Source organism: Kitasatospora sp. NPDC059803 (genome assembly GCF_042732255.1).
Lineage (GTDB): Bacteria > Actinomycetota > Actinomycetes > Streptomycetales > Streptomycetaceae > Kitasatospora.
In genome coordinates this window covers 1-1,467 of sequence record NZ_JBHWIJ010000577.1, presented here as the reverse complement: position 1 = coordinate 1,467, position 1,467 = coordinate 1, and the positions used below count along the sequence as shown (strand labels likewise).

At 66.9% G+C, this 1,467-nt stretch carries 1 protein-coding gene; it reads left to right on the top strand.

Annotation, left to right across the window (positions count from 1 at the left end):
* Nucleotides 1–146: 146 nt before the first annotated feature.
* On the top strand, nt 147–1,467 hold a 1,321-nt coding region (locus ACFV6I_RS39615; protein ID WP_380431155.1), incomplete at its 3' end, for a PTS transporter subunit EIIC.

The window sequence follows — 1,467 nt, the reverse complement described above, 5'->3', positions numbered from 1 at the left end:
CTGCCCGGCAGGGGCGCTTTCCGGGGCTCCGCCCAGTCTCCACCAGAGCTACACAATTGGTGTCACCGACAGTTGTGGTTGACCAGTTCGCGGTTCGGCCCCCTGTGCCCCTCCCCCGACCGCCATGCCGTTAGGAACCCACCCCAATGAGTCAGTCAGCGCAGGCACCGACGCCCGCCTCGGCTCCGGCCACGCCAAGCCCCCTCAAGAAGTTCGGCCAGAACCTCCTCCAGGGCCTGCAGAAGATCGGCCGCAGCCTCCAGCTGCCGGTCGCCGTCCTCCCGGCCGCGGGCATCCTGGTCCGGCTGGGCCAGCCCGATGTCTTCGGCAAGGACGGGCTCGGCTGGGGGAAGGTCGCCGAGGTCTTCGCCACCGCCGGTGACGCGGTCTTCAAGAACCTGGCGCTGCTGTTCTGCGTCGGTGTCGCGATCGGCTTCGCCAAGAAGGCCGACGGCTCGACCGCGCTGGCCGCCCTGGTCGGCTACCTGGTCTTCAAGAACGTGCTGACCGTCTTCCCGATCGACGGCACCGTCACCGAGGCGCTGCCCGCCGGGAAGCCGCAGGACCCGGGTGTCCTCGGCGGCATCATCGTCGGTCTGCTGAGCGCCACGATCTGGCAGAAGTACCACCGCAAGAAGCTCATCGACTGGCTCGGCTTCTTCAACGGCCGCCGCCTCGTGCCGATCATCATGGCGTTCGTCGGCACCCTGCTCGGCGTCCTCATGGGTCTGGCCTGGGGCCCGATCGGCACCGGCCTGACCCACGCCAGCGACTGGCTGACCGGCCTCGGCGCCGGCGGTGCGGGCATCTACGGTGTCGCCAACCGCGGTCTGATCCCGGTCGGCATGCACCAGTTCCTCAACACCTTCTTCCAGCAGCAGGTCGGCAGCTTCACCGACGCCTCCGGCCACACCTGGACCGGCGACATCCCGCGCTTCTTCCACGGTGACCCGACCGCCGGTCAGTTCATGTCCGGCTTCTTCCCGATCATGATGTTCGGCCTCCCGGCCGCCGCGCTGGCGATCGCCCACACCGCCCGCCCCGACCGCCGCAAGGCCGTCACCGGCATGATGATCTCCGTCGCGCTGACCAGCTTCGTGACCGGTGTCACCGAGCCGATCGAGTTCTCGTTCATGTTCATCGCGCCGGTGCTGTACCTGATCCACGCCCTGCTCACCGGCCTCTCGATGGCCGTCACCTGGGGCCTCGGGGTGCACGACGGCTTCGGCTTCTCGGCCGGCCTGATCGACTACCTGCTCAACTGGAACCTGGCCACCAAGCCCTGGATGATCATCCCGATCGGCCTGGTCTTCGCCGCGCTGTACTACCTCCTCTTCCGCTTCGCGATCACCAAGTTCAACCTCAAGACCCCCGGTCGCGAGGACGACAGCGAGATACAGGAAGTTAACAATTCCCGACACCCCTCCCCCCCAGACCGATTAAAAAAACAGAGATCCCCAGACACAA